Here is an 18,277-nt window from a genome sequence, read left to right as displayed (position 1 = left end):
TATGCGCGGGTGCCGCGCGTTCGTCGCGGCACTCGTGCTCGCGTCCGTTGCTACGGCGGCGCAGGCCGGCTCGGCGGGGCCGGTGGCGCACAGCTTCTCGGCGGAAGGCCTCGCCAAGGTCTCCGACTATGTCAGGAACGAGGTCGCGACCGGGAAGATCCCCGGCGCGATCCTGCTGCTGCAGCAGCACGGCAAGCCGGTCTACTACCAGAATTTCGGGGTTCGCGACGTCGCAACCGAATTCTCGATGAGCGCCGATACCATCTTCCGTCTGTATTCGATGTCGAAGCCGATCACGTCAGTCATCGCGATGATGCTGGTGGAGGAGGGCAGGCTTGCGCTCAGCGATCCCGTGTCGAAATACATACCGGCCTTTGCCGACATGAAGGTCGGCGTCGAAAAGCGCGGCGATGAGGGCAAGGCGACGATGACGCTGGAGCCGCTCAAGCGTCCGGTGACGATCGAAGACCTGATGCGCCATACGGCAGGACTGCCCTACGGCTATTACGGCGGCGGCGTCGTGAACAAGACCTACGCCGACGCCGGCCTGTTCGACAACGATCCCGACAATGCCGAATTCACTGCGCGGCTCGCAGCGCTGCCGCTCGCCGAGCAACCCGGCACGCAATGGGATTACGGCCATTCCACCGACGTACTCGGCCGCATCATCGAGGTGATCACTGGGAAATCCCTGTTTCAGGTCGAGAAGGAGCGGCTGCTCGGTCCGCTCGGGATGAACGAGACCGCATTCTATGTTGCCGACCGGGCGAAATGGCCGCTGATCGCCGAGCCGATGCCGAAGGATCGCGTCATCAGTCCCGTGGCCGAGGTTCGCGATCCGCGCAAGCCGCTGCGCTGGGAGTCCGGCGGCGGCGGCATGGTCGGCACCGTCGGCGACTATGCGCGCTTCTCGCAGATGCTGTTGAACGGCGGCAGCTATGGGGGGAAGCGCTTTCTGAGACCGGAAACCATCGCGCTGATGGCGTCCGATCACATCGGTCCCGAAACCGGTGTCGTGCGCGACAAGAACTATTATCCGGGGCCGAACTCCGGCTTCGGCCTCGGTTTCGCGGTCCGCACCTCGGTGCCGGAAAACACGTCCTGGCCGCTCGGCGAATATCGCTGGGACGGCGTCGGCGGCACGTTCTTCTTCATCGACCCCGCCGACGATCTGTTCGGGATCTTCATGGTGCAGACGCCGTCACAGCGCGGCCGGATCCAGCAGGAGCTGAAGACGCTGATCTACCGGGCGATGGGGCGGTGATTTGAGACAAGGCTGTCACTCGTCATTGCGAGGAGCGATAGCGACGAAGCAATCCATCGCTCCGCGTACGCGGACAGATGGATTGCTTCGCTTCGCTCGCAATGACGGGTGGGATACTACGCCCCGCGCACGATGTCCCTGACGTGCCCGATCGCTTCCTCGATCATCGCGGCCGTGACGTCGAGATGCGTGCAGGCCCTGATCCGGCCGTCCATCATCGCGAGCGTGACCCCGCGCTTGCGCAGCTCGGCGACCATCTTGTCGCCTGACACGCCGGCGCCGTCGGGCCTGAAGAACACGAGGTTGGTCTCAGGCGCCTGCACCGCGATGCCGTTGATCTGCGCCAGCCCGCGCGCCAGCGCCCGCGCATTGGCGTGGTCGTCGGCGAGCCGGTCGACATGGTGATCGAGCGCGTAGATGCAGGCGGCGGCACAGACGCCGGACTGCCGCATCGAGCCGCCGAGCCGCTGCTTCCAGCGCCAGACGTCGTCGATGAATCCGCGGGTGCCGGCGATCACGCCGCCGATCGGCGCGCCGAGGCCTTTGGAGAAATCGATCCAGGCGGAATCCCAGCCCGCCGTCATGTCGCGCGGCGAGATGCCTGAGGCGACGGTCGCGTTCAGGAGGCGCGCGCCGTCCATGTGGGTCACAAGCCCATGCTCCTTGGCGATGCGCACGACCTCATCCAGCGCCGCCTTCTTCCAGATCGTGCCGCCGCCGATATTGGCGGTCTGCTCGACGCTGACCAGCACCTGCGGCGGCTGATAGCGGGTGCGCGGATGCAGCGCGGCGCGGAAGGTGTCAGGCGTGAACTGGCCGTCATCGCCCGGCAGCTGCGTGATCTGGAAGCCGCCGAGCGCGGCATGCGCGCCGCCCTCGCGGGCGATGATATGCGCGGTCGCGTGCGCCAGGATCTCGTCGCCGGGGCGGCAATAGGCCAGCGTCGCCGCGACGTTGCACATCGTGCCCGACGGCATGAAGACGGCGGCTTCCTTGCCGAGCAGATCGGCGACGCGGGCGTTGAGCTCATTGGTGGTCGGATCGTCACCGACCTGCTCGTCGCCGACCTCCGCCTTTGCTATCGCCTCGCGCATCCCGGGCGTCGGTTTCGTCTGCGTGTCCGACAACAGGTTGATGCGGACGGCGGGCGCTTTGGGATCGGGCCGGGCAGGGGTGTAGTGCATGCTTTCCTCATCGCTCCGCGCTGGGTGGGCGGATTCGCTGCTAGCGTATTGGTCTCCGTGCAGCGTGACGAAACCGCATAATGATAATCTCGGTCGGCGTCACGCGATAGTCGATCAGGTAAGGATATGGCGTGGCAGGCGTCCGGCGGACGCCTGGACGGCTTGTCGCGCGCCCCGCGCGGGGTTGTTCCTGCAGCAGCGCGACAAGGTCCAGGATGCGGTCGCGAATGTGGATTGCCCCTTGAGGCGATCGTGCCTCGACATAGGACAGCGCTCGATCAATCTGAACAAGTGCGCGTTGCGTGTAGCGGACGTTCACAGCCCGTGCTTGGTCCACATCGCACGAACTTCCTCGGCCGTTGCCAATTCGCCGCGCGCAATCTCGGCGTCGGCCTCGGCCAGATCGGCGTCCTCCTCCGGAGTCAGCTGGAGCGGCGGTTGGTCGACGCCGGCGAGCTGCAGCATGATGCGCGCGAGCTCGTCCTGCTCCGTGTCAGGCAAATTTGAGACTGTGTCGAACGCCTGTTCGAGTAACCGGGTCATCGGCAAGAACCTCTGTGGGCAGCGATCTGCCAAGTCGTGCGCATGCAAGCCCCGGTATAATAGTCGCCTCACGCCCAAACAAAAAGGCCCCGGCAAAACCGGGGCCTTTCGGATCTCGCATGCGTGCCGTGATCAGCGCGAATAGAATTCGACGATCAGATGCGGCTCCATCTGCACCGGGAACGGCACGTCGCCGAGCGCCGGGATGCGGACGAACTTCGCGGTCATCTTGCCATGATCGACTTCGAGGAAGTCGGGCAGGTCGCGCTCGGGCAGCTGGGCGGCTTCCAGCACCGGGGTGAGCTGCTTGGAGGCTTCCTTGACCTCGATGGTGTCGCCGACCTTCAGCTTGTAGCTGCCGATGTTGACCTTGCGGCCGTTCACCTTGACATGGCCGTGGTTGATGAACTGGCGCGCGGCGAACATCGTGGCGACGAACTTGGCGCGATAGACCACGGTGTCGAGACGGCGCTCGAGCAGGCCGATCAGGTTCTCGCCGGTGTCGCCCTTCAGGCGGCTGGCCTCGACATAGATGCCGTGGAACTGGCGCTCGGAAATGTTGGCGTAGTAGCCCTTCAGCTTCTGCTTGGCGCGGAGCTGCACGCCGAAGTCGGAGAGCTTGCCCTTGCGGCGCTGGCCGTGCTGGCCGGGGCCGTATTCGCGGCGATTCACGGGGCTCTTCGGGCGGCCCCAGATATTCTGGCCCATGCGGCGATCGATCTTGTACTTCGCCTCACTGCGCTTTGTCATCGCGTCCTCTTTGATAGCCGTCGCACGAAGCGCCCGGCGTTTTGTCAGTTTCAGGTTTGAGGAGACGCGCCCTCCTGTGTACCGGCCAAAAGGCCCGTACCGACAGGTCCGCCTCGAAAGCTCGGGGAGAACCACGGGTCGCGAAACGCATCGCGGGCCGAAACCGGCCCGCGAGCAAGGTGGTCTTAAGGAGAAAGTCCGGCTCTGTCAAACAAAACGCGGGCCGATTTGGCCCGAATCGGCGTCAAAATCGGTCCCTTTCGCCGCTCAAAGCCGGGTTCCGGCGACCCGGACCGGCCGGGCGTCCGCTTGCGGCCGGGTCGCGCCCATTTCCGTGGCGATCTCGCAGCTGAGCACCTGCTCGAGCCGGGTCAGGGTTTTGGCGATCAGGGCGGCGTCGCAGACCAGATGGTCCCAGCGCAGCACCACATCGATCGTGTGGTCCGGCTTGATCACGCCATAGCTCAGCACGAATGGCCCGGGGCTCAGCGCGTGCAATTCGCCCGGGCCATAGGCCGCGACCGAGGTGACGCCGAAGCTGCCGCAGAAATTGGCGCGCTGCCGGCCGAAATTCATCCCGATCGCCCATGCCAGGCGGCGCAGCGGAAACGGCAGGCGCGTTACACAGAGTATCTTGCGGAAGGAGGGGATTTCGTGGAGCGGCGCGGTCTTGGCGCGCCGGATCAGCGCGTCGACATCGCCAAGTGCCATCTCGTCGGCGCCCCGGACGCGTTCGAACAGCACGCATTCCTCGCCCTTCTCAACGCGCGCAATGGCCACCATGCCGACGCTGCACGGCAGCTCGTAGAGACAGGGCCAGGGCCATTTGACGTGCAGCGTGCGCAGTGTCGGCTCGGTTTTGGCGACCAGCGCGAACGCCTTGACGAAGATGGCAGCCCAGCCCGGCGCCTGCGCGGCGCGCGCGCGGGCCTCGACCACCGCACGGACGTTCAGCGAGCGCGTCAGGGAGACGAACGGCACGCCGGCCGACGCGTACATCAGATCGGCGACGAGACGGCGCGGCAATGAAATCCGACGAAATTTACCGCGCATCTGTTTGGTTCGTATCCCTGCAATCAGGCAAAAATCAAAAGCCCGGCGAGCTCGAATAGTTGCTCGCCGTACCTGAAGCCAACATGAACCAACGGGTCGGAGGCCAACAGGTTCGGCTCACGGCGCCGGTTTGGCCAAGGGCTCGCCGGCCTTGACCACGTAGACCCCTAGCACCTTGAGCGGTTTGTCGCCGGAAGTTTTGGCATCGTGCACCGCACCTTCCGGGATCTGGTAGGAATCGCCTGCCTTCAGCTTCAACGGCGGCTTGCCGTCGATCACAAGTTCCAGCTCGCCCTCGAGCACATAGCCGGTTTCGGCGCCGGGATGGCTGTGACGACCCGACGCACCCCCGGCTGGAACCTCGGCAATCGCCGTGACCGTATTGTAGCCCGCCGGGAAATCGACCTTCTGCAGCGGCGTTCGCTTGATGCCGCTCTGCTGCGCAAAGGCAGCGCCGGTACCGGCAAACGCAATCACGGTGAGACCAAGCAGCAACTTCCTGAACATGCATTTTCCTCCCCAAGGCGCGAAACTCTAGCAGCGCGGAATCGCGGCGGAAAGCCGGCGAAGTGTGATCTGTGCTTGCGACGTTCGGATAAGTCCGCCGGCTGTTCATTGAATTGGACGCGGTCATCCTTACGCGGGGCTTACACGCTGTTCAGGCAGTTGCGGTGTTCCACCGCAGGTCCGATGCCCGGCTTTGAACACCGGTTTCTTGACCTGATAGGCGCTTGCTCACCGGCAGCTGCCTGGACGAAGCCGGTGGCTTCGCGTCTAGGCTCGATCCCGGTGAATGCCGCGACGAATCCACGCTTCCAAAGGCAGCGCGATCGATCGACTGAGCCGATGAAGTCAGGCACCGCGTGCCCTGCGACATCGTGCCTCTATTGGTTTGATCTCGATCGCGAGCTCGTTGGCGCGGATCTGCAAACGAGCGGATTTTCACTTGTGTTCTCGAAAAACCAAATCTGACGACGACATTGGATTGATGGAATTGCGACATCCTTCATTAAGGCTGCACGCCTTGGGGTTGCGATTGGCACAAAATGCACATCACACGCTTGGCGCGTTGCGCTATCGTTTGTTCTCAAAGCGAAACAGCTCGTGACAACGTCCGGCGGGACGGATCACGCGCCGCAGCAGCGAGCGCGTGCGGACGCGCGCATAGATGACGGCGAGGAGAGAAGGGGAAGAGGGCCTGACGTAATCAACGCTGCCGAAGAAGTGCAGCATCAAAAAATGGAAGGGCGCGACAATGCTATCGAGCACGACGTTTGATCACCAGGAACCCAAGTCCGTGATCTACAAGGCTGCGATCTTCAGCAAGATCTTCCGCGTAGCACTCATTGGTATCTTCGCCCCATCGAGATTGCAGGGCTTCCGGGACTATTGCCCACGCTAGTGCGCGAGGTGCATCGCCATGGTCCGGGCAGAGATCGCCTCCGCTGAATCAGAGCCGAACGACCGCGTCGAGACCGACGACATGGTCTGGATTCCCGGCGGCACGTTCCGCATGGGCTCGGACCATCATTATCCCGAGGAAGCGCCGGCGCACCGGGCGTCGGTCGATGGCTTCTGGATCGACCGCACGCCGGTCACCAACGCCCAGTTTCGTGACTTCGTGCAGGAGACCGGTCACATCACCGTCGCCGAGCAGCCACCCGATCCCGCGCAATATCCGGGTGCGCTGCCGCATATGCTCTACGCCGGCTCGCTGGTGTTTTCGCCGCCGCGCCGGGTCCACACGCTGCGCGATTGGAGCCAGTGGTGGACCTTCCTGCGCGGTGCGAACTGGCGCCGCCCGTACGGCGCGCGCAGCAACATCAACGTGCTCGGCAGCCATCCGGTCGTCCACGTCGCCTATGCCGACGCGCTCGCCTACGCCAAATGGGCCGGCAAGGAGCTTGCGACGGAAGCGGAATGGGAGTTCGCGGCGCGCGGCGGGCTCGAAGGCGAGGAATATGCCTGGGGCAATGCCCTGACGCCGGGCGGCAAGCACATGGCCAACATCTGGCAGGGCAACTTCCCGCTGCAGAATCTCTGCGAGGACGGTTTTGACCGAACCTCGCCGGTGATCGCATTCCCGCCGAATGGTTATGGCGTCTACGACATGATCGGCAATGTCTGGGAGTGGACCGCCGACTGGTGGTCGGCCCGCCACGAGGCCGACGCTGCAAAACCCTGTTGCGTCCCGCAGAACCCGCGCGGCGGCCGCGAGGATGCGAGCTACGACGACGGCCAGCCCGCAATCAGGATTCCGCGCAAGGTGCTGAAGGGCGGCTCGCATCTCTGCGCGCCGAACTATTGCCGCCGCTATCGCCCCGCCGCCCGTCACGCCGAGCCGGTCGATACCTCGACCAGCCATGTCGGGTTCAGGTGCGTGGTGCGGTCATCTGTTGCCATTTCTCACCCGCCGAAATGAAGGCCTTCGCAATGTAAGGAGTTGGTCATGAGCAACGAAGCCGACGACAACAAACAGAACGGCAAAAGCCAGGCGATCGATCGCCGCAATTTGTTGCTGGGGACATCGACCCTGGTGGCCGCGGCGACGTTGACCTCCAACGCGTTGGCGCAGGCGCAGAAGGCCGCCCCGGCGCCGGCAGCAAGTCCGGCCGCTGCGGCTCCCTCGGGGCGCAAGCCGAATATCCTCGTGATCTTCGGCGATGATATCGGCCAGACCAACATCAGCGCCTATTCGTTCGGGCTGATGGGATATCGCACGCCGAACATCGATCGCGTCGCCAAGGAAGGCATGATGTTCACCGACTATTATGCCGAACAGAGCTGCACGGCGGGGCGCTCCTCATTTATCACCGGCCAATGTACGCTGCGCACGGGTCTCTCGAAGGTGGGCCTCCCGGCCGCGACCGTGGGTCTGCAGGCGAGAGACGCGACGATCGCCGAACTCCTGAAGCCGCTCGGCTACGCCACCGGTCAGTTCGGCAAAAACCACCTCGGCGACCGCAACGAGTATCTGCCGACGGTACATGGCTTCGACGAATTCTTCGGCAATCTCTACCACCTCAATGCCGAGGAGGACCCGGAGAACCGCTTTTACCCGGCCGATCCCGCTGTCCGGCAGGCGATCGGCCCGCGGGGCGTGCTGCGCTGCAAGGCGTCGGATCGTGACGATCCGACCGAACATCCGCGCTGGGGCAAGGTCGGCAAGCAGACCATCGAGGACACCGGCCCGCTCACCAAGAAACGGATGGAAACGATCGACGACGAAACCTCCGCCGCCGCCATCGATTTCATGCAACGTCAGGCCCGGGCCAACACGCCGTTCTTCTGCTGGTTCAATACCACCCGGATGCATTTCCGCACCCATGTGCGGGAATCCCATCGTGGCCCGCCGGGACTGACGGCCAGGACCGAATACGCCGACGGCATGATCGAGAACGATGCGACGATCGGAACTGTTCTCAAGGCGGTTGACGATCTCGGCATCAGCAACGACACCATTGTGATCTACACCACGGACAATGGTCCGCATCAGAACTCCTGGCCGGATGCCGGGACGACGCCGTTCCGCAGCGAAAAGGCCACCAACTGGGAGGGCGCGTTTCGCGTGCCGTGTATGATCCGCTGGCCAGGACGAATTCAACCTGGCTCAATCTCGAACGAGACAATCAGTGGGCTCGACTGGCTGCCGACCCTGCTGGCCGCCGCCGGCGACCCGGATATCAAGGACAAGTTGCTCAAGGGCCATCAGGCCGGTAGCAAAGCGTTCAAGGTTCATCTCGACGGCTATAACCAGCTTCCGTACCTCTTGGGCCAGCAGGAGCGCGGCGCGCGCAAGGAGTTCGTCTACTTCAACGACGATGGCGACGTCGTGGCCTTGCGCTACGAGAATTGGAAGGTCGTGTTCGAGGAGCAGCGTGCGCAGGGCACATTACGAATCTGGGCCGAGCCGTTCACCAAACTGCGCACCCCGAAAATCTTCGACCTGCGGTCGGACCCCTACGAGCGCGCCGACATCACGTCGAACACCTACTACGACTGGCTCATGTCGGACGGAGCGGGCATATTCATCGCGGCCCCAAAGGTTGTGGGCGAATTCCTCGCGACCTTCAAGGATTATCCTCCGAGCCAGCGACCATCGAGCTTCAGCATCGACCAAATAGTCGAGAAGATGCAGAAGAGCTTCGAGGTGACCCAATAAGCGTGAAGCCCAAGGGCTGGAACGACACGGTCCGGCCGCAGCCGGCGAGCTGACATGGGTTTGGTGCGCAATGACTATCGCGTTTTGCAGATCTGGGAGGCACCATGAGCATCACCAACCATCGTAAGTCAGCTGCACTCGGTGTTGCCTGCGCGTTCGCCTTGCTTGCGGCTCCGCGTGCCGCGGTCGCCGATGAAGGCGGCATCAGTTTCTGGCTGCCGGGCAATTTCGGCAGCCTCGCCGCGGTGCCGGGAACGCCGGGTTGGTCGTGGGCGACGGTCTACTACCATACCGAGGTCTCCTCCGCCGCCGGCGCACGCTTTCCGCGCGGCGGGCGCATCGATCTCGGCATTGGCGGGCAGGGCGACCTGGCGATTTTCGGGCCGACCTACACTTTTGCGGTGCCCGGCCTCGGTGCCGTCGGCTCGGTCAGCTTGCTCGCCTTTGGTGGACGCAACAATGCCTCGGTCGCCGCGTCCCTGACCGGCCCGCTTGGCAACACCATCAACCTGTCGCGCTCCGAGGCGCTGACCGATATCGGCGACGTCATTCCGCAGGTCACGTTAAAGTGGAACAAGGGCGTCAACAACATCCTGCTCTATGCGACTGGCGACATCCCGGTCGGGGCGTATGATCCCGCGCGTCTCGCCAATATCGGCATCGGGCATGGCGCGATGGATTTTGGCGGCGGCTACACTTACTTCAATCCGCACAGCGGCAATGAATTCTCCGGCGTCGTCGGCTTCACCTACAACTTCAAGAATCCCGACACGCAGTATCAGAGCGGCGTCGACTTCCATTTCGACTGGGGTGCGTCGCACTTCTTCACGCCGAATGTCCAACTCGGCCTCGTCGGCTATGTCATGCAGCAAATCTCCGACGACATGGGGCCGGGGGCCACGCTTGGGGGCTTCCGCTCGCGCATCGCCGGCGTCGGTCCGCAGGTCGGCTTCATGTTCCCGGTGGGTGACATGCAGGGCTATCTCAACATCAAGGGCTACAAGGAGTTCGCGGCCGAGAACCGTCCCGAAGGCTGGAACACCTGGGTCACCTTCGCGATCTCGCCGGCCGCGCCGGAGCCTGCCTCGGCGAAGCCGATCGTGCGGAAATATTAGAGGAGGTGAACGACAGACCCGATGAGTGATGCGCGCGCGACCAGCCGGCGGCCGGTTCGGATCGGTTTCCGCACCTCGATCATCACGGTGTTCATCGCCGCTGTGCTGGTCGTTGGCTTGACGCTGGTCTATCTGAGCTTCAGGCGGGTCTCCTCGATCACGCAGATGGCCGCGAGCACCTTCATCGACAAGGTCGGGCAACTCGGCGCCGACCGCATCGACGCGCAGTTCAAGAATGTGCGCGACAATCTCGAGATTCTGGCGGGGCTTCCGGCGATCCAGGAAGCCGACATCGCCGACAACGGCCGGCTCTACGGCCTGCTCGCCTCGATGCTGCGCAACAATCCGCAGATCTTCAATCTCTATGTCGGATACGAAGACGGCTCGTTCCTGGAGATGGACGTCATCGATCGCGCCAAGCCGCAATTCCGTGCGGCGCTGAATGTCGACGCCGACGCCGTCTACCGCGTGGTCGTGATCGCCCGCACGGGGGCGGCCGCGGCAGCGCCGGTGACGCTGTTCCTGTCGGAAAACCTGATCCAGGTCGCGCAGGTCGCAGGACCTGACAGCTACGACCCGCGGCAGCGTCCCTGGTATGTCGAGGCCTTCAAGGATCGCAAGACGCTGCTCACCGGGCCCTATGTGTTCTATGCGACCGGCGAGCCCGGTTACACGCTGCGCATCCCGCTCAAGGAGGGGCGCCGCGGGGTGGTGGCTGCCGATCTCCTGCTCAATCGGCTCGAGGAGATGCTGAGTCGGCAAAAGCTCGGCAAATCCGGGCTGGCGTTCCTGTTCAACGACGCCGACCGCATCGTCGGCCATCCCGAGATGCGCGATCTGATGGCTGAGCGCCGCGACGCGCTGCCCCGCATCGACGCCCTCAAGCTTCCCGGCCTGTCCGCGGCGATTGCGTCCTGGCGCAGCGATGGCAGCGCACAGCAGTTCTTCACCGACGCCGACGGGCGGACGCTGGTCGCAGCCTTTCACCGCATCGAGACGGCGGGGGCTGCCAACATCCGCCTCGCGGTGATCGCCCCGCTCGATGAATTCTTTGCCAGGATCATCTCGGAGCGGCGCGCGCTGTTCGCCGTCGCGCTCGGCTTTGTGATCGCGATGCTGCCGTTCGCGTTCTGGCTCGGCTCGCTGCTCGCCCGGTCGCTGCGCGAACTGGTGCGGCAGACCGACGAGATCCAGCGCTTTCAGCTCGCCGACCGGCCGCGCATGCAATCGGCCATCGACGAGATCGACGAGCTCGGCCGTTCGGTGTTCACGATGCGCACCGTCGTGCGCAACTTCTCCAGCTTCATTCCGCAGCCGATCGTGCGTCAGCTGATGGCGTCCGGGGCCTCGTTGCAGCTCGGCGGCGTCAGGCGCGAGGTCACGGTGCTGTTCACCGACGTCGCCGACTTCACCGCGAAGACGGAGAAGGCGGATCCGTCGCAGGTGATGATCTTCACCTCGCGCTATTTCGCCGCGATGTCGGAGGCGATCATGAAGCACCATGGCACCATCGACAAATTCATTGGCGATGCCGTGATGGCGCTGTGGAATGCGCCGGACGACGACGACGATCACGTCATTCATGCCTGCGAGGCGGTGCTGGACTGCCTGCAGCGCAACGCCGAGCTCAACCGGGCGTTCCGCAGCGAGGGCTGGCCGGCCTACACCACGCGGTTCGGCCTGCATCTCGGTGACGCCGTGGTCGGCAATGTCGGCTCCGCCGACCGCATGAACTACACCGCGCTCGGCGCCACCATCAATCTGGCCTCGCGGCTCGAAGGGCTCAACAAGAACTACGGCACGCAAGTCCTGGTCAGCGCGGCCGTGCGGGCGCGCGCCGAGCACAAATTCGCGTTCCGCAGCGTCGACCAGATCCGGCCGAAGGGCTTTGCCGAGGCGATCACGGTCTATGAGCTCTGCGGCGCGCGCGGTGATTCCAAGCTGGCGTTCTGCGCATTCTGGGAGGCCGTCTACGCTGCGATCCGCGGCGGGGAACCCGCCACGGCGCTGCTGCACATTGCCGACTTCTTGGCCGAATATCCCGGAGACGGCGTCGCGCAATACCATGCCGAACGGCTGCGCGATGCCGTTCAGCAAACGCTGCTCGATCATGCGGTGCACTGAGATGCCGATCGAGGCCTGCCTGCCGTCCCGCAAGATCAGCCGGCGACGTATCCTCGGCGGAGGCATCGGCGCGGCGCTGAGTGCAGCCGCGCTCGGGACGCCAGCGATCGCGCGAGAGCGAGCCCGGCTGCGGCTCGGCTATCTCCATGTCGTCGCCGTCGACGGCCAAATTCTCACCGGCCTCGATCGCGGCTCGTTCGACAAGGAAGGGATCGATTTCGATCTGGTCGAGTTCAACACCGGTTTTGAGGTGGTGCAGGCGATGACTGCCGGCAAGCTCGACGTGCTCTCGGCGGGCGGCGTCATCTCGAGCCTGCTGCCGCGCGGCGGTTACACCGCGTTTCTTGTCAACGATATCGAGATCGCGACCGCGCAGCTCTGGGTGCGGCCGGACAAGGGCGTGACGACATTCGCCGACCTTCGCGGCAAGCGCATTGCGACCGCCAGGATGACCACGGCCCACATCTTCCTCGATCGTGCGCTGCGCGCCAACGGCCTCGCGGCAATTGATGTCGAGATCGTCAACAGCAACATGTCCACGGCGGTGGACGCATTCATCGCAGGCGAGGTGTCTGCCGTCGCGCTGTGGGTTCCGTTCAATATCACGGTGCGCGAAAAGGTCCCCGGCGCCGTCAAGCTGGTCGACGCATCCGCCTACTATCCGCAATCCGCCGTCGTTGGGGGCTGGGTCGCCCGGCAGGACTATTTCGCCGCCAACCGCGACGTCTTCGCCCGGATCATCCGCGGCTGGGCCGACGCCAACGACCACATGCTGCGCAACGGCAAGGCCGTGGCCGGTACGCTGCAGAAGAACCATTATCCGCAGGCGTCGATCGCCGATATCGAGGAGGCGCTGGCGGCGCAGAAGATGTTCTCGTCGCGAGAGTGGAAGCGGCTCTATGCCGACGGCACGGTGGCGAGATGGCTGCAGCAGGTCAGCGATTTCTTCACGACCGAGGCGCCGCTCGCGGCCGCGACGCCGGCCACGCAATATTTCGATCCGAGCCTTTATCTCGCGACGATCTAGAGCATGATCCGGAAAAGTGTGTAACGGTTTTCCGAAAAGATCATGCTCAAGAAAAAAGACGCTACCGCTTGATCCCGGCGAACGCGGCGGCGATGCCGCGCTGGAACAGCGACCAGTCGAAGCCGAGCGCAAGCGCGAGGTAGCCGCGCTCGATCATCGCATTGGCCTGCTCGGCGGTGCGCGCGACGCCGCCGATCGGCACGCCGCTCTTCAGGATGCCTTGTTCGGCGCGCTGCATCAGCGCAACCACTTCGGGATCGTCGGGAAGGCCGCGCTTGTTGATCGAGGTGGCGAGATCGCCGGGCCCGATCACCGCTAGGTCGATGCCTGGTGTCGCCATGATCTCGTCGATCCTGTTCACTGCATCGACATGCTCGATCGTGATCATGCAGATCATGTCGTCGTCGGCGGTCGCCATGTAGTCGTTCATCGAGACGCCCCAGCGGAACGGCGCATGGAACGGGCCCCAGAGCCGGTCGCCCTTCGGCGGATAGCGTACGCTGCGCGCGGCCTTCTCGGCGTCGACGCGATTGCAGATCATCGGGAAGTTGATGCCGAGCGCGCCGATGTCCATCGGCGCCTTGGCGAGGTGCGGCTCGTTGGCGGCGATCCGCACCATCGGCACGCAAGGCGTGCCTGAGGTCGCCACGATCATCGCATGCGCGGTGCCGAGGTCGATCGGGCCGTGCTCGAGATCGACGATGATCCAGTCCAGCGACTGCGCCATGATCTGCACGGTCTGGATGCTTGGAATGGTCGCGATCGCGCCGAAGGTCGGGCGCTTGTCGCGCCACGCCTGGCGCAGGCGGTTGAGCGGCGTCAGCGGTGCTGAGGTCAATGCGGTGCTCCCTCGATGAGGCGAGGGGAAGCTAGCAGCACATGGTGACGGCGAAAAGGATCAGGCCGGGACACGGCCGCCGAAGAAGGGCGTCAGCGCTTCGGTCAGTCTGTGCGGGCGCTTTGAGGTGAAGATCATCTCGGCGCCGGCCTCGTCGCTCTCCTTGCCGGCAGGACCGAGCAAATCGGCGACGCGGCGGGCGATCGCGGGCGCCGGATCGATCCAGTCGACCGGCCAGGGCGCGAGCCTGGTCAGCCGTTCCAGCAGCAGCGGATAATGCGTGCAGGCGAGCACAACGGTGTCGGTGCGGGCAGGGTCATTGGCGCCATCGCCGACAAAGCAGGGCGCCAGCTCGGCGGCAATGTCCTCGTCGCGCACGATCTGGCCGCTCAGGGCGGCCTCGGCGAGCGAAGCCAGCTCGCCGGAGCCGACCAGGGTCACTTCGCAGCCCTGCGCGAAATCCGAGATCAGCTTGCGGGTATATTCGCGCTTCACGGTGCCTCTGGTGCCGAGCACCGAGACGCGCCTGGTTTTCGACGAGGCGCAGGCCGGCTTGATCGCCGGCACCGTGCCGACGAAGGGCAGGCGGTAGGCGTCGCGCAGATGCGACATGACAAGGGTGGATGCCGTGTTGCAGGCGATCACGACGAGGTCGGGCGCATGGGCCTCGATCAGCTCGCCGACCAGCGGCACCACCCGGGCGATGATCTCGTCCTCGGTGTGGTGGCCATAGGGGAAGAAAGCGTCGTCGGCGACATAGACATAGTGCGCGTCAGGCCGGGCGCGGACGATCTCGCGCAGCACGGTGAGGCCGCCGAGGCCGGAATCGAAGACGAGGATGGTCGGGGGAGTGGACACGGTGAAAAGTCTATCCGAGGCAGGGTTACCATTCAGTTGTTTTTGGCTACCCGGCCTCTGCGGCCGACAAAAGGCGGTGAAGGCGGGAATTTCATATGGTCTTGACCTATCCCTGCAAGTATCACGGCAAGCTATTGCTGCGACGTGCGAAATCCAAACGGGGCGATTCGACCATGATCCGCAATACCACCGCAAGCTGGGGCTCGCTCGCCCGTGCGTTCCACTGGGTGCTGGGCATCGCCATCATCGGCATGCTGGCCTATGGCTGGTGGATGAACCACTTCCCGGCGCGGGCGGACAAGTTCTTCTACCGGTCGATCCATGCCGATATCGGCTACATGGTGCTGCTGCTGACCGTGCTGCGGCTGCTCTGGCGCGGCGTCAACCCGACGCCGGCGCTGCCGCCCGACGTGCCCAGCTGGCAGCGGATCGCCGCCCGCGTCAGCCATGGCGCGCTCTATGCCGTCACCATCCTGGTCGCGATGCTGGGCTGGGCGCATTCCGGATCCCGCGACCAGGACTATTCGAGCTTCTTCGGCCTGTTCCACGTTCCCCAGATCACCTCGCCGGACAAGGCGGCGGCGGATGCCTTTGAGCACCGTCACATCTTCTTCGCCTACGTCCTGCTCGCGCTGATCGTGCTGCACCTCGCGGCGGTCGCCTTCCATCATTTCGTCAAGCGCGACCGGGTCGCCGCGCGGATGATGGGGGCGGGCGAGGTCGACGGCGCCCAAGAGGCGGCGCGGGCGGCGACGCCGAGGACGAGCGGATGACTGCCGAGTCTTGACTGCCAGGTGATGGCATCGCACCGGCGCCGGCGCTAGTCTGGCGGTCAATCCGGGAGGGCCATCGCGGCCAGGACGCTCGTGGACGATCTTGCGCGGGACAATGTGAACTGGCGGATGCCGGACGAGGGCACGCCGCATGCCGCGACCTGGATGGCCTTCGGCGCCAGCGCGGCGATCTGGGGCGGCAGGCTGCTTCCGGTGGCGCGGGAAAATCTCGCCAACATTGCCAAGGCGATCGCGGCCTATGAACGCGTCAACATGCTGGTGCGCGAGGAGGACCGCGAGATTGCCGCGCGGCTCTGCGGCCCAGCGGTCAGCCTCGTCGTGCAACCGGTCGACGACGTGTGGATGCGCGACACCGGACCGGTGTTTGTGAGGGACCCGTCGGGACAGCTTGGCGCGGTCGGTTTCAACTTCAACGGCTGGGGCAACAAGCAACGCCATGCGCTCGATGCCGAGGTCGCCGCGCATGTCGCGCGTGCCGCGAAGGCGACGTTCATCAAGGCGGGTCTGGTACTGGAAGGCGGCGGGATCGAAGTCGACGGTGAGGGGACGGCGATCATCACCGAGAGCTGCGTCCTCAACCCAAATCGCAATCCGGGTGTGTCGAAGGACAAATGCGAGGCCGAATTGTCTCGCCTGCTCGGGCTGGAAAAGATCATCTGGCTGCCCGGCATCGCCGGCAAGGACATCACCGACGGCCATACCGACTTCTACGCACGCTTTGCCGGTCCCGGTGTGGTCGTGGCTGGCCTGGAACTAGACCCGTCGTCGTTCGATCACGCGGTGACCAGGCGACAGCTCGATATCCTGCGCGGCGCTGTCGATGCGAAGGGCCGGCGTCTGGATGTCGTGGTGTTGCAGGGCCCGTCGACGGTGCGTCCAAAGCACGGCAGCAAGGACTTCGCCGCCGGCTACATCAATTTCTACGTCTGCAACGGCGCCGTCATCGCGCCCGAGTTCGGCGACGCGACCGCGGACCGCAACGCGCGCGATATCCTGCGCGAGCTGTTTGCGGACCGGGAGATCATCCAGCTCAACATCGACGGCATCGCGGCCGGTGGTGGCGGCATTCACTGCACCACGCAACAGCAACCGCGTTGACGTAAATGATCCGGCCGCGATGGATCGCGGCCGGATCGTTCGCCGTTCATCGATTGCGCAAGCGGTGCTAACCCGCCGGCATCTGCTTCTCGACCAGCCGTACCCAGTACGATGCGCCGTGGCCGAGGATGTTGTCGTTGAACTTGTAGGCCGGGTGGTGGCACATCGGGCCGTCGCCCATGCCGAGGAAGACGAACGCGCCGGGGCGCGCCTCCAGCATGAACGCGAAATCCTCGGCGCCCATCACCGGCACCAGATTGTCGTTGACGCGCTCGGCGCCCGCCACATCGCGGGCGACCTCGGCGGCGATGCCGGCCTCGCGCGCGTGGTTCAGCGTCACCGGATACATGCGCCCATAGTCCGTCTCCGCCGATCCGCCATAGGCCTTGGCGATGTTGGAGGCGACCTCGCCGATCCGGCGCTCGACCAGATCGCGCACGCCGGGATCGAGCGTGCGCACGGTGCCGCCCAGCGTGACGGTCTCCGGGATCACGTTGAACGCGGCGCCGGCCTCGAACATGGTGATCGAGATGACCGCGGATTTCAGCGGATCGACATTGCGCGACACGATCGATTGCAGCGCATTGATGATCTGGGCGCCGATCAGCACGCTGTCGACCGCCTCGTGCGGGGCGGCGCCGGCGTGGCCTCCCTTGCCGTGGACGACGATCTTCAAGGTGTCCGACGAGGCCAGCATCGGGCCGGGCGTGGTCGCGAAATAGCCCTCGGGCAGGCCGGGCATGTTGTGCAGGCCATAGACCTCCTGGATGCCCCAGCGGGTCATCAGCCCATCGTCGACCATCGCCTTGCCGCCGGCGCCGCCTTCCTCGGCGGGCTGGAAGATCACGACCGCGGTGCCGTCGAAATTGCGGGTCTCGGTGAGATATTTCGCGGCGCCCAGCAGCATAGCGGTGTGGCCGTCGTGGCCGCAGGCGTGCATCTTGCCGGGGACCTTGGAGGCGTAGGCGACGCCCGAGGCCTCGGCGATCGGCAGCGCGTCCATGTCGGCGCGCAGCCCGATGGTCTTGCCCGAACCGGACTTGCGGCCGCGGATCACGCCGACCACGCCGGTGCGCCCGATCCCCGTCACCACCTCGTCGCAGCCGAACTCGCGCAGTCTGTCGGCGACGATGCCGGCGGTGCGGTGGACCTCGTAGAGCAGTTCGGGGTTCTCGTGGAAGTCATGGCGCCAGGCGGCCATTTCATCCGAGAGGGCGGCAACGCGATTGACGATGGGCATGTGGAGCGTCCGTTTCTTGTGAGCTTTGTAGTGAACCGTGTAGGGCGGGTCAGCGTAGCGTAACCCGCCGGCTTGTCACGCGAAAGCGACCGTCATTCCGGGGCGATTCGAGCCGCAATTCGCAACTGCGAACTGTGGAATCCAGCCCGTAGCCCGGATGGAGCGCAGCGCAATCCGGGGTCTGCATCCGCGGCAAGATCCCCGGATTTCGCTTGCGCTCCATCCAG

18 protein-coding genes are annotated in these 18,277 nt (G+C 64.8%); 8 read left to right on the top strand and 10 right to left on the bottom strand.

The genetic code is table 11. From position 1 onward, the window contains the following. The first annotated feature begins 1 nt into the window (after position 1). Complete coding sequence (locus tag ACOIX3_RS25885; protein ID WP_420964851.1) at positions 2–1,264, top strand: serine hydrolase domain-containing protein; 1,263 nt, start codon at positions 2–4, stop codon at positions 1,262–1,264. 116 nt (positions 1,265–1,380) lie between these two features. On the opposite strand, the gene ACOIX3_RS25880 is transcribed toward ACOIX3_RS25885, so the two are convergent. The 7 genes from ACOIX3_RS25880 to ACOIX3_RS25850 form a co-directional block, all read right to left on the bottom strand. After that, positions 1,381–2,448 carry a threonine aldolase family protein gene (locus tag ACOIX3_RS25880; RefSeq protein WP_420964850.1) on the bottom strand — a complete coding sequence of 356 codons (1,068 nt, stop codon included), beginning with the start codon at positions 2,446–2,448 and terminating at the stop codon, positions 1,381–1,383. Positions 2,449–2,488: 40 nt separating this feature from the next. Then, positions 2,489–2,767, bottom strand: coding sequence for a type II toxin-antitoxin system RelE/ParE family toxin (locus ACOIX3_RS25875; RefSeq protein ID WP_420964849.1), 279 nt, complete (start codon positions 2,765–2,767; stop codon positions 2,489–2,491). Beyond that, complete coding sequence (locus ACOIX3_RS25870) at positions 2,764–2,991, bottom strand: hypothetical protein (RefSeq protein WP_212309964.1); 228 nt, start codon at positions 2,989–2,991, stop codon at positions 2,764–2,766. The genes ACOIX3_RS25875 and ACOIX3_RS25870 overlap by 4 nt, the downstream gene beginning before the upstream one ends. Before the next feature lie 132 nt (positions 2,992–3,123). Further along, positions 3,124–3,741: a 30S ribosomal protein S4 gene (gene rpsD / locus ACOIX3_RS25865; RefSeq protein ID WP_092115295.1), complete on the bottom strand. Its 618-nt coding sequence runs from the start codon at positions 3,739–3,741 to the stop codon at positions 3,124–3,126. A 267-nt stretch (positions 3,742–4,008) separates the two neighbouring features. After that, positions 4,009–4,794 (bottom strand): acyltransferase, encoded by a 786-nt coding sequence (locus ACOIX3_RS25860; protein ID WP_420964848.1) that lies wholly within the window; start codon positions 4,792–4,794, stop codon positions 4,009–4,011. A 117-nt stretch (positions 4,795–4,911) separates the two neighbouring features. Continuing rightward, complete coding sequence (locus ACOIX3_RS25855; RefSeq protein WP_420964847.1) at positions 4,912–5,301, bottom strand: cupin domain-containing protein; 390 nt, start codon at positions 5,299–5,301, stop codon at positions 4,912–4,914. Between the two features lie 567 nt (positions 5,302–5,868). Continuing rightward, positions 5,869–6,063 (bottom strand): hypothetical protein, encoded by a 195-nt coding sequence (locus ACOIX3_RS25850; RefSeq protein ID WP_420964846.1) that lies wholly within the window; start codon positions 6,061–6,063, stop codon positions 5,869–5,871. Positions 6,064–6,214: 151 nt separating this feature from the next. Between ACOIX3_RS25850 and ACOIX3_RS25845 the strand changes: the two genes are divergently transcribed. From ACOIX3_RS25845 to ACOIX3_RS25825, 5 genes are all read left to right on the top strand, one after another. Continuing rightward, positions 6,215–7,216 (top strand): formylglycine-generating enzyme family protein, encoded by a 1,002-nt coding sequence (locus tag ACOIX3_RS25845; protein ID WP_420964845.1) that lies wholly within the window; start codon positions 6,215–6,217, stop codon positions 7,214–7,216. Between the two features lie 27 nt (positions 7,217–7,243). Then, a complete protein-coding gene (locus tag ACOIX3_RS25840) occupies positions 7,244–8,956 on the top strand; it encodes an arylsulfatase (protein WP_420964844.1) in 1,713 nt (570 codons plus the stop codon). A gap of 104 nt (positions 8,957–9,060) precedes the next feature. Continuing rightward, positions 9,061–10,071, top strand: a complete 1,011-nt coding sequence (locus ACOIX3_RS25835) for a SphA family protein (protein ID WP_420964843.1) — start codon at positions 9,061–9,063, stop codon at positions 10,069–10,071. Between the two features lie 21 nt (positions 10,072–10,092). Further along, entirely contained in the window at positions 10,093–12,195 is a 2,103-nt protein-coding gene (locus ACOIX3_RS25830) for an adenylate/guanylate cyclase domain-containing protein (protein WP_420964842.1), read from the top strand. A 1-nt stretch (position 12,196) separates the two neighbouring features. Continuing rightward, positions 12,197–13,222 carry an ABC transporter substrate-binding protein gene (locus ACOIX3_RS25825; protein ID WP_420964841.1) on the top strand — a complete coding sequence of 342 codons (1,026 nt, stop codon included), beginning with the start codon at positions 12,197–12,199 and terminating at the stop codon, positions 13,220–13,222. A gap of 61 nt (positions 13,223–13,283) precedes the next feature. Here the strand turns inward: ACOIX3_RS25825 and ACOIX3_RS25820 are convergent, their stop codons facing one another. After that, complete coding sequence (locus tag ACOIX3_RS25820; RefSeq protein WP_420964840.1) at positions 13,284–14,060, bottom strand: HpcH/HpaI aldolase family protein; 777 nt, start codon at positions 14,058–14,060, stop codon at positions 13,284–13,286. 60 nt (positions 14,061–14,120) lie between these two features. Further along, complete coding sequence (gene murI, locus ACOIX3_RS25815; RefSeq protein WP_420964839.1) at positions 14,121–14,918, bottom strand: glutamate racemase; 798 nt, start codon at positions 14,916–14,918, stop codon at positions 14,121–14,123. A 173-nt stretch (positions 14,919–15,091) separates the two neighbouring features. Here murI and ACOIX3_RS25810 point away from each other — a divergent pair, with 173 nt between their 5' ends. Further along, positions 15,092–15,691, top strand: coding sequence for a cytochrome b (locus tag ACOIX3_RS25810; protein WP_420964838.1), 600 nt, complete (start codon positions 15,092–15,094; stop codon positions 15,689–15,691). 93 nt (positions 15,692–15,784) lie between these two features. After that, positions 15,785–16,810 (top strand): agmatine deiminase family protein, encoded by a 1,026-nt coding sequence (locus tag ACOIX3_RS25805; RefSeq protein WP_420964837.1) that lies wholly within the window; start codon positions 15,785–15,787, stop codon positions 16,808–16,810. A 67-nt stretch (positions 16,811–16,877) separates the two neighbouring features. On the opposite strand, the gene ACOIX3_RS25800 is transcribed toward ACOIX3_RS25805, so the two are convergent. Further along, entirely contained in the window at positions 16,878–18,050 is a 1,173-nt protein-coding gene (locus ACOIX3_RS25800; protein WP_420964836.1) for a M20 aminoacylase family protein, read from the bottom strand. Positions 18,051–18,277: the final 227 nt, after the last annotated feature.

This window comes from Bradyrhizobium sp. B120 (assembly GCF_049075665.1).
In the GTDB taxonomy this organism is placed as follows: domain Bacteria; phylum Pseudomonadota; class Alphaproteobacteria; order Rhizobiales; family Xanthobacteraceae; genus Bradyrhizobium.
This window is presented reverse-complemented; position numbering and strand designations above follow the sequence as displayed.

What these genes read in the sequence shown, in the direction of transcription:
- ACOIX3_RS25885 (WP_420964851.1), top strand. Translation starts at nt 2, where the DNA reads ATGCGCGGGTGCCGCGCGTTCGTCGCGGCACTCGTGCTCGCGTCCGTT.
- ACOIX3_RS25880 (WP_420964850.1), bottom strand. Translation starts at nt 2,448, where the DNA reads ATGCACTACACCCCTGCCCGGCCCGATCCCAAAGCGCCCGCCGTCCGC.
- ACOIX3_RS25870 (WP_212309964.1), bottom strand. Translation starts at nt 2,991, where the DNA reads ATGACCCGGTTACTCGAACAGGCGTTCGACACAGTCTCAAATTTGCCT.
- rpsD (WP_092115295.1), bottom strand. Translation starts at nt 3,741, where the DNA reads ATGACAAAGCGCAGTGAGGCGAAGTACAAGATCGATCGCCGCATGGGC.
- ACOIX3_RS25860 (WP_420964848.1), bottom strand. Translation starts at nt 4,794, where the DNA reads ATGCGCGGTAAATTTCGTCGGATTTCATTGCCGCGCCGTCTCGTCGCC.
- ACOIX3_RS25855 (WP_420964847.1), bottom strand. Translation starts at nt 5,301, where the DNA reads ATGTTCAGGAAGTTGCTGCTTGGTCTCACCGTGATTGCGTTTGCCGGT.
- ACOIX3_RS25845 (WP_420964845.1), top strand. Translation starts at nt 6,215, where the DNA reads ATGGTCCGGGCAGAGATCGCCTCCGCTGAATCAGAGCCGAACGACCGC.
- ACOIX3_RS25840 (WP_420964844.1), top strand. Translation starts at nt 7,244, where the DNA reads ATGAGCAACGAAGCCGACGACAACAAACAGAACGGCAAAAGCCAGGCG.
- ACOIX3_RS25835 (WP_420964843.1), top strand. Translation starts at nt 9,061, where the DNA reads ATGAGCATCACCAACCATCGTAAGTCAGCTGCACTCGGTGTTGCCTGC.
- ACOIX3_RS25830 (WP_420964842.1), top strand. Translation starts at nt 10,093, where the DNA reads ATGAGTGATGCGCGCGCGACCAGCCGGCGGCCGGTTCGGATCGGTTTC.
- ACOIX3_RS25825 (WP_420964841.1), top strand. Translation starts at nt 12,197, where the DNA reads ATGCCGATCGAGGCCTGCCTGCCGTCCCGCAAGATCAGCCGGCGACGT.
- ACOIX3_RS25810 (WP_420964838.1), top strand. Translation starts at nt 15,092, where the DNA reads ATGATCCGCAATACCACCGCAAGCTGGGGCTCGCTCGCCCGTGCGTTC.
- ACOIX3_RS25800 (WP_420964836.1), bottom strand. Translation starts at nt 18,050, where the DNA reads ATGCCCATCGTCAATCGCGTTGCCGCCCTCTCGGATGAAATGGCCGCC.